At 47.2% G+C, this 11,025-nt stretch carries 1 protein-coding gene; it reads right to left on the bottom strand.

The annotated features are described in order from the left end of the window. Window positions 1-10,298, bottom strand: a 10,298-nt coding sequence (locus KQI_RS27535; protein WP_010344797.1) for a non-ribosomal peptide synthetase, incomplete at its 3' end; no start/stop codon positions are given. Window positions 10,299-11,025: the final 727 nt, after the last annotated feature.

The raw sequence follows: 11,025 nt of genomic DNA, 5'->3' as shown, positions 1-11,025 counted from the left end.
ATGGCTTTACCAGACTGTATCACAAGATTAAAGTCATAGCTCGTCTGTTCAACGGACTCCACACTATTCCTACTGAAACTAGCTTCACCAACGTTATTCACTTGCTCAGCTTGTTCCTCATCTGAATCATTTACAAAAATGAGTATATGGTTGATCAAATCCTGCTTAAGCCCCAACAACGCTTGAATTTCATCCAGTGAATACTTGGTATGCGCATGGATAGATCTAGACTGCTTCTCAATTTGTTTCATCAATTCCGAGAACAGGCTTTCCCCATGACTATTGATCCGTACAGGTACCATACTGTGCTGATCAATTATTTGCCCTACCTGTGAAGCGTCCGTCGTACGCTTGGAATCCATACTACCAAACAGGACGTCATCCGTGCCATTATATTTTTGCAGCAATATGCCCCAAACGCTCTGGATCAGCGTTTTTAAAGTCACCTGATGACGCTTGGCGATCTGCTGAATCTGAATCGTCAGACTTACACCCAGATCAAAATCAAGTTGCTCTGGCTGATATTTCTCGTTACTCAACATTTTTGCCTGAGGCAAATGGGACGGTTCCGTATTCCCCTCCAAATATGCATTCCAGTAACGAGAAGCCTTTTGACAGTCTTGATGGATTTTCAGGACAGGTACGTTTTCTTCCGTCGTGATCCATTCCAACTCACCCAGCGTCGTATCGGGATTCACCGCAATAGCTCCAGCCAATCGTACGAAGTGGCGCGTAATCTGCTCGATGGTTTCTCGCTCATACAGTGACATTGCATACTCTAATCCGAATTGAATACCTTTTTCCTTCTCGCTGGCTTCCAGCATCAGGTCGAACTTCGCCGGAGCCTGCTCCATACCATATGGACGGAAGCTGATATCCGCTAGTCTCAGCTCACTTTCTTCGGTGTTTTGCAGCGCAAACATCGTGTCGAACAGCGGATTGCGGCTCATATCCCGCTTCACATTCAGCTTTTCCACCAGTTCCTCAAACGGATAGTCCTGATGCTCATATGCTAGTAATGCCCGGTTTTTCACGTCCCCCACATAGCTTCGGAAGGTTTGCTCTGCGGTCGGATAATTGCGGATAGCCACTGTCCCGACAAACATCCCGATAATGGGCTCCAGATCCACATGTGGTCGTCCGGCAATTGGGGTACCGACGATGATGTCTTCCTGTCCAGTGTACTGATGCAACAGCGCTGTATAGACTGCCAGCAGTACCATATACAGGGTGGAATCGGTCTGTGCCGCCAGTTCTTTCAAGCGTTCGCTGACTTCGCTTTCCAGTTCAAACACCACTGTGTCACCTGCTGTGCTCCGTACTGCCGGACGGGCAAAGTCGGTTGGCAGGTTCAGCACAGGCAAATTACCCCGGAAGGTATTCAGCCAATAGGCTTCCTGGCGCTTCATCCACTCCTGTTGTGCTTCACTTTGCTGCCATACGGCATAATCTTTGTATTGAATTCGTAACGGTGGCAGCTCTTCACCGCTGTATAAGCGAGCAAATTCGCGGATCAACACGCCTGTCGACACACCGTCCGAGATAATATGGTGCATATCGAGCATCAGCAGATACTGCGGCTCTTCTTCTACTCCCTGTACGCCCAGATCAATCAAGGCTATCCGCAGCAGCGGAGCAGCTTGTAGATCAAATGGACGTACAAAACTTTGGATCGTTTCTTGTACTTCCCTGTTCACAAGCAGTTCGGACACTGATGCATACTGTTCTTGCACTGCATCACGATTTATGATTTCCGCATCGGTTTGTCGATCTGCTGCTGTGTATGCTACGACATGTCCTGCCTGCACCTTCGCATATTCCAGCTCGAACGATACGCTATCCTGAATCTGTTGCATCGGCTCGCTGTTCACCATTTCAAAGCGGGTGCGAAGGGTCGCATGGCGCGCGATCAACTGACGGAATGCTTCCTCCATCCGTTCTATATCCAACGGACCGCTTACCTGGAACACGGCAGGCATGTTGTAGTGCACATCATTTGGATCGAGCTGTTGCAGAACATACATCCGTTTTTGCGCTGAGGACAGCGGGTAGAAGTTGCGTTCTTCCGTCACCGGAATGGACGCATACGCTTCCTGATCTAGCCCTTCGATCAACACTGCCAGTTGTTCAATCGTCGGTGCTTCAAAAATACAACGCAGTGGAAGCGATTTGTTCAGTTCTTTGTGAATCTTCGAAACCAGTGTGGTCGCACGTAGAGAGTGTCCGCCAATCTCGAAAAAATTCTCTTTCACGCCAACCTTCTCTAAGCACAGTATATCTTGCCAGATTTGTGTCAGCTTCAATTCCACCCATGTCTGCGGTGTGACATAGTCTCCTCCACTTTGCAGATTTCCTTCCGGTTGAGGCAATGAATTTCGGTCAATTTTGCCGTTCGAGGTCAGTGGCATATGTTCCAGCTGTACAAAGTATGAAGGTACCATGTAGTTCGGAAGCACCTTGCCCAGTAAGCTGCGCAATACACTTACGCTCATTTCACGCTCTGCCACATAATAGGCGACCAATTGGTTTTCTCCTTGCTTATCCTCATGGGCCAGAATGATCGCTTCTTGTACAGCCTCCACTTTCATGAGAGTGGCCTCAACCTCACCCAATTCAATCCGATACCCTCGAATTTTCACCTGATGGTCGATCCGACCCAGGTACTCAATATTCCCATCCGGCAGCCAGCGAGCCAAATCGCCTGTACGATACATCCATTCATAGTCCGCTTTTCCACCAGAAAACGGATTTGGCACAAATTTTTCATCCGTCAGCTCCGGACGGTTCAGATACCCGCGGGCTACGCCCACACCGCTGATGCATAGCTCACCAATTACCCCTATTGGTTGAAGCTTACCATGCTTGTTCAGAATATATGCCTGCGTATTATGAATAGGTTTACCCAGATTCACTGATATTTCTGGTTCACACACGGAAGCCAGCACATCAATGGTTGTTTCCGTCGGCCCATAATGATTATTCAGAATGTAACCTTTGCTCACTATTTTTTCCTTTAATGAGTCTTCCAGCCGTTCACCACCGCAAATTAACGTATCTAAGCAAGGTATTTTGGAATCTTCAGATAAAAAAGCTCTCATCAGGGCGGGTGGAATATCTAGTACAGCGATGTTATGAGTCTTAATGTATTCGATCAGAAGCTGCTTACTCAGCAGCGTTGTACGCCGGATGCAATGCAGTTCCCCCCCATACAACAGTGTCGCAAAAATTTGCTCAAGACTTGGATCAAATGTATATTCCGACGTCAGAATCATACGAAGTCCATCATTTGTTGCATAACGTTGTGAAAACCAGTTCACCGTGTTGACTGCACTACGATGAGTGACCATGACCCCTTTCGGCTGCCCAGTCGTTCCTGAGGTGTATAGAACGTACATCAGATGATCTGCCCTGGCCATTGGCATGATCAAATTAGAACCATCCGCAGAATATATTGCGGAGTCATCCAGTGCGAGAGTAATCCCGTTAAAGGATATTCGATCAATAAACGTCTGCTGTGTCAGTACAATCTGCGCATCGGAATCTTCCAACATATAATGGATACGTTCTACTGGATATTCCGGGTCTATTGGTACATAAACACCACCTGCTTTGAGAACTGCGAGTATACCAACGATCATCTCAATAGATCGTTCCACTAGTAAACCAATTCGCTGTTCTGGCTGCACACCATAAGACTGCAGAGTTCTTGCCAATTGATTTGCGCTCTTATTCAACTCACTGTATGTTAATTGCCTTCCCTCAAAGAACAAGGCTGCCTGCTCTGGTGTTTGTAAGACTTGCGCTTCGAACAAGCCGTGAATCGTCTGCTCGTGCGGATACTCTGCTGCCGTATCTCCCCAAATACTCAGAATTTGCTCGCGCTCCTGCTCTGTCACGATTTCCAGTTCATCCACCCGGATGTCCGGGTTCCCCGCCACTTGCTCCAGTAGTTGCTGCAAGTGTCCCTGAATTTGCTCTATACTTTCATGATCAAATGTTCGGATGTTATATATAACACTCATTTGTATCGTTTTTCCTGGCACTACCACCAGATTAAAATCATAATTTGTCTGCTTCACCAAATCGACTCCGGTAATATAAAAGCGAGCCTCATCGCTATCACCCAACTGCTTAATTTGTTCTTCCATTGGAACATGTTTGAAAATAAGGAGGTGATTAATTAAATCATGGTCTTGCTCTGCCATTGTCTCTATTTCATCTAGTGAGTACGCATCATAGGCACGAGAAACCATAGCATGCATTTGGAGTTGCTTGATCTCTTCCGAAAATAGGCTATTTTTACTGCTGCTAATGCGCACGGGTGCTGTAGATGTGCGTCCTGAAGCCACACTACCAAAAACCACATCATCGGTATTATTATATTTTTGCAGCAGAATCCCCCACACCGTTTGCACTAGTATATGGATCGTCACCTCATGTTCCTGGGCAATCCGTTGCAGTTCAGCCGTCAACTCTGTACCCAAATCAAAATTATGACATTCGGTCTGATGGCTCCATTCCCTCTTTATTCTGGCCTGCGGCAAACGGGATTGACCCTCGTACTTCTGCAAATAGGCTCTCCAGTAACGCAAAGCTGCATAATGATCTTGATACTCTGAATAATCAACATGTCTACTCTTGGTTAATGGTTTAAGTATAGCTATTTCATTTAATCTTGATAAAATCAACTGTTTCTCATGATCGGACAAAATATTCATATCAGCCAATCGTAACCCAGCATCTTGCGTGATTGTCTCCAATATCTTCAAAAAATGTCCTGCCAATCGCTGAACTGTCTCCGGCTTAAACAATTTGTTGCCATATTCCCATACAAAGGTCAAGTGATCTTGTTCCTCGGTCACAATTAATGATAAATCCACCTGCGCTACGCCAGAATTGAATTCCTCTGGTTTGAAACGAATGCCTCCGGCTTCCAAAACATCCGTTCCTACATTTTGTAAACTGAATATCGTATCAAACACCGGATTTCGGCTCAAGTCGCGTACCAGCTCCAGCTTGTCTACCAACTCGTCAAATGGATAGTCTTGATGCTCCAGTGCCAGCAACGTGCTTTGCTTGACCTCCTGTAAAAAGGATTGGAATGTCAGCGTCGATTGCGGGTAATTACGAAGCGCCAGTGTATTGACGAACATCCCAATCATCGCTTGAGTATCTGCATGCCCTCTTCCGGCAACAGGAGAGCCAACAATGATATCTTCCTGCCCCGAATATTTGGCCAGTAGAACGTTATACGCCGCTAAAAGCACCATGAAAATCGTCGATTCGGTATCTTGGGCCAGCTTGTAGAGTGCATTGGTTATTTCAGGTTCCAACGTGACTGTGAAGCTATCCCCTTCAAAGCTTTGTGCTTGCGGACGTGAGAAGTCCGTGGGCATATTCAATATGGGAAGCTCGCCATTCAGGGACTCTAACCAATATGATTCGTGTGACTCCAGGATACTGTCCGTGATCTGCTGGTTCTGCCAGGCCACATAGTCCTTGTAATGAAGCTGAATCGGGGCAAGCTGTCTACCTTGATAACGCTGAATGATCTCCTCCAGCAGCACAGCCATGGAAAAACCGTCCGCAATAATATGATGCATATCCACTAGCAGCACGAAACCGCCCTGAATAACTTCGAACAGCTCGGCGCGGAACAAAGGTGCTGTTCCCAAGTCAAAAGGCTGCACAAACAAGGCTTGCGCCTGTATTGCTTCTTCCTTGGTGATTCGAGAGAACGGGATATCAAACGGTATCGTGTCCTGAACTTTTTGTACGACTTCCCCGTCTTCCAACTCAAAATACGTCCGAAAGGAATCATGACGTAAAACAACTTCCTGAACAGCCTCAATAAATCGGGTAACCTCCAGATTACCTTCGATGTGAAGCTGACCGGATACATGATAGGCCGTTCCGCCTCCCAATTGATCCAGTACGTACATCCTTTTTTGGGATGAAGAGACCGGATAAAAAGGTTGCGATGCTACGGGTACAATCGGTTCATACGTCTGTTTGGTTCCTCCAGCCACATAGGTAGCCAGCTCCGCAATGGTTTGCAGCTCAAAAATATGGCTAAGTGGAATCTGTACACCCAACTCTTTGCTCACTCTGGAGAGAATGACTGTCGCTTTTAACGAATCCCCACCCTGTTGGAAAAAGTTATCGTGTCGGCGGACTTCATGTACATTCAAAACATCCTTCCAAATAGTAACGAGCTGATCCTCTACGGCACGCACCTTAGAGTCAGCATCTTTTGGCGTAAAAAGACTGGACTGTCCCAGCTCCAGCAGAGCCTGTAGATCCGGCTGTCCATCGGGCAGGAGAGGAATCCGATCCATTAGAATCCAAAAACGGGGCTGCGTATAATCCGGAAATGTTTCATTCACAACCTGCTTCAATTCGACTTCTTCCCAAGGAGCTGATGCACTTGCCACCACATAAGCCGTTACATAAGAAACTTCTCCAGCTTCATCCATTTGTGGCGTAATAACGCAGGCCTCCAATTGGAATGTTTGCAACAAGTATTTTTCCAGTTGCTCCAGATTGACCTGGTGCCCGCGAATGTGGATCATCCGGTTCAAATGACCAATATGCTGTAACTTGCCTCCAGTTTTGATGTAAGCCCATTCCTGAGTTGTACCCAACAAACCTGCGTCTGCCGAGGCTTGATACACTTCCCCCGCTGTTCCGGCAGGAGCGGGCTGCTTGTACACATCGAGAACGCAAGGATAATTACCGTGGATATCTGCGTTCGCAGCCCAAGTAGCTAGAAGCTGTTCCTTTTCTGGGCCGCGAAGTAAAGATAGTGAGGAAACACGGCTTCCCTCGTCCGCCACAATGGAATGCAGCAGATGGAGGAAATATTCTGACCATTCTTTAATCGTGGCTTCCTCAAAAAGATCCGTATTAAAGTCAAAATCCAGACGCAATTGCTTCTGTACCTCCGTAACATTCAAAAACAGCTCGTATTTGCTGAAAGATACCTCATTCTCAACGAGTTCCGCTTCCAGTCCGTGGAATTGAAAACGCGGAATCGGCCGATCCATATTGAATACAACATTCATCACAGGCAAATGCTTCAGACCTTGTTGAGCCAATCCGGCAAAGCTGTATTTTTGATAAGCCTCCAGTTCATGCATTCTTTTTTTGATCATTTGGGTATATTCACTAAAGGTAACATCATGACGCACTTCACCAATGACGGGAAGCAAGTTGACGCAATTGCCGATCAGAGAGAAGACGTCCATATGAGATTGTCCCGCCGTAGGCACGCTAACGGTTACTTCTTTCTGTCCTGTCAGCCGATGCAGAAAAATTTGAAATGCAGATAACAGCGTGATGAACAAACTGCTGCCGAGCTTTATGCTGGTTGTTCTTAGCTGTTTGACGAGTGGTGTTTCAAGAATAACGGTATGTCTGCTTCCGTTGGAGGACGGAGTCTGTGTTCCACGTACCGGAGAAGGCAGTTCTAGTACAGGCAAAGATTTAACCAGCTTAGTCGACCAAAAAGCAGCAGCCCCCTCTCCCCCTGCCCTCAGCTCATCTTGCTGCCAAACGGCATACTCCCGAAAAGACACCGGATCGGGTAAGGTAATAGACTCATGACGGACCCGCGCGGAGTAAATGTGCTGCAGTTCCTGAATGAATACGCCCATCGACCAGCCATCGGCAATCAAATGATGGAAGGTAAACACACCCAAGTGTTCCTGCTCCGATGTTTTCAGCAATCGAACACGGAATAACGGCTCATCCGGTGTGAAAGTAAACGGTATGGCGCTGTCTTCAATCATCCACGTTTGGATGTGCTGTTCCTGTTCACCCAAGGGGTAGTCCGTAAAATCATGTAGCGGAACATTGATGTTCATCTCAGAAGCAACTACCTGTGTCTCCCCATCGGCGCTTATGAAGGTACGTAGCGCTTCGTGGCGGCTCATAATGGTACGGATAGCCTCGGTGAAAATCTCCTGTTGAAGTGGACCGCGAAACCGTAGCAAGGCGGTTTCGTGTAAGGATTGAGAGTCACTTCGTTCCGAGACGGAGGCGAACCAAAGCTGTTTTTGGTCCGGAGTCAGCGCAATCACGCTTTCCTGAGCACTCCATGTCACCATTTCTTGAGAAATAGATACGGATACAAATTGCTTATCTGGCTCCAGGCCGTTTTCATTCGGGGGCGGGTCCGGTAAAAATCCCCCTTTACGCAGCTCGTTCACGCTATCCTTGACCGCTTGTACGATTCGCGCAATATCTTCCTCGGTATGGGCTGTGGACAAGAAACAGTTTCGTCCCTCCCAGATATAGATGCCTTTGTCCAGCATGTGATAAAAGAACAATTCCAGATCGCCTTTGAGCACGAAGCGGAATAGGGAGCCATAGTGAACGACCTTCATAGGTACGTGTTCGTCAGTGAAATAGCCGTTCAGCTCCGCTGCCAACGCCGAGGTGCGGCTGTTCAAGCGATTTTGCAGTCGCTCGCCATTTTTCTCCAAATGATCCAGCACCGCTAAGGATGCAGCCATGGCCAGCGGATGATGGCAGAAGGTTCCTGCGACAAAGGTTCGCTGCTGCTCATGCTGCGGATAGGAATCGTCCCCGAAGCTCCATGTGCCTCCGTCGATCCCGTTCATAAAGGCGGCTTTTCCGGCGACGATGCCGATGGGCAGCCCGCCGCCAATGATTTTACCGTAGGTCACGAGGTCGGCTTGCACCCCAAACCACGCTTGGGCTCCCCCGGGCTGAATCCGGAAGCCTGTTATGACTTCATCGAAAATGAAGGCAGTACCCGACTGCTCCGTTATCTGGCGAATTTCCTGCAAAAAGGCTTTAGGCTGAAAATCTGGCCGGCGGCTTTGCACCGGCTCCACTATAACCGCGGCCAGTTCTTGCGCATGGGTGCGGATATAATCCAGGGAATCGTCCGCTCCATAATGAAGCACGACCACATCGTCCACCATATGCTGCAAGATCCCTGGAGCTAGAGGCGTTGAATGCTCCTTGTTATCACCCGTGCTTCCCAGTGCCAGCACCCCGTCGAATGTACCGTGATACGAGCCGGCAAAAATGACGACTTTAGCTCGTCCTGTAGCAGCACGTGCCAAACGGAGCGCGACCATAACGGCCTCGGTGCCGGAATTGTACAGGGCAATCCGTTCCACGCCAGTCATCTTGCATATTCGCTCGGCGACCTGTCCGGCCATGTTGGACATGGGGCCGACACACATGCCGTTCTTCAGCTCTTCCTCAATTTTTTCACGAATAAAGGCTGGATTGTGTCCGAACAGATTCACACCAAAGCCCATCGTCAAATCGACATATTCATTGCCGTCCAGATCCCAGATTTTAGACCCGTCTGCACGCTGGGATATAATTTGATACACCATTTCCTTCAAAACAGGCCGGAATCCAGCCACATTACGGTTATTGGCGTATACGGAGCGATATTGCTGGGTGTACAGTTTGGTGCTATGCGTACGGGCCGTGTAGCGCTCAATCAGCTCTTGCAGGTGTTGTTCCTGACGGAGCGAAAGCAATTCACGTGCTTTAACATCCAGATTTTTGTATGGTGTAAACGGCTTGGATTCCGAATCAGCCTGTTTTAGGGTAGTCTGTGCAGATGAAACCGGTTCTTGCGTAGCCGTGACCTGCCGCTTAACTTCTGATCGCATCAGCCCACCATTTCCGCCTGCTGACACGGATGGCGATATTATCGTTTTCGGCTGGAATGTAGCGGAACCTGTCACAGGGATAGAGTTACTATACCGCAGGACATCAAGCTGCTGTGACATCAGGTGAAGCTGTTGCTCCAAGATCCGTTCCAATCCCAAAGAAGCAGAAGCCCTGTGAAAGCTTTGAATCTCTGTCTGCTCTGCTGCATAAACAGGCGTGGATATCGGAATATCCGCTTGAAGGTACGTTTTAAATGCTTCAGGTACCGTCTGCTCAGTCAAATCCTTCTTATTTAAAATTAGTGGGGCCTCCAAATGATTTTCCAACACAATTTCATTTGGAGAGTCTGTAGAAATATCTACCCGTTCGGCCACATAACTCGTTAACAGTTCCAAGGTGGTTAATGTTTCAAAAAACTCATTCATCGGAATGTCCAACCCAAATGCATCCTTGATGCTGTGGCGGACTTGGGACAGATTAATGGAGTCCAGTCCCAGCTCCAGAAAATGTGTTTGTGGCTCCAATTCCTCCAGACTGAGCTGGGACACATTTCCGATCATTTTCGCTAACTTTTGACGAATAGATGATTGATGCTGATCACTTACCGATTCCGTCGCCGGATATTCGTTCCCCATATTTATATCCCCTTTATTACTGAGTTTTCATAAGCTAGCCCAGCACACGGCTGTGACAAATGAGACCATCACGTTTACTTCGTCACCCTCTGCTCTGACTGGAATGATCGAACGTATGACTTAAACTTGAAATTGTTCCCTTTTGCTTCCCCTCCTTAAAGGCTCCATATTAATACTTGTTCTGCTTGTTTACCCGCTCGGCCGCTCACTTAGGCGGAATACTTCCCGAAACTATGATCCGCTGAAAATTACATATAGCAACGCCCAAAAATAGCAACACCAAAAAAATGCCTCAAGGCACATGTGCCAACATGTATATGTATCAAGACAGCCGCAGCAACAAAGAACAGAAGGTCGATGAGAGTTTGCTAAAATTATGAATTTCCATTTCGTGATATGAGCAAAAAGAATCAAATTAAGTGTGTGATCTTAGGGGTTTGTAAATTTGGAGTGGGCTGAGATTTTTAATTAAAAATTAAAGATTTCAGCATCATAGGTGAACTTCATTTTATGAATTCGGAGCCATAGAAGGTTGTTGTTCTAAACAAAAAAAGCGTAAAATATGTTACACTTTACTAACATGATAAAGTAAGCATTCCAAAAATGTCAATGTTTTTCTAATTTTGCAAAAAGTAATTATATGGAATTAATTTATACATATTACAACACAAAAACCCTATCTCTCTGGTCGTCACGGACCTGAAAGCCTCCTACATGGGAGGCTTTT

The organism is Paenibacillus peoriae KCTC 3763, from assembly GCF_000236805.1.
Taxonomy (GTDB): Bacteria; Bacillota; Bacilli; order Paenibacillales; family Paenibacillaceae; genus Paenibacillus; species Paenibacillus peoriae.
Note: the sequence above shows the minus strand (reverse complement) of the source record. Positions and strands in the feature narration are given on the sequence as shown.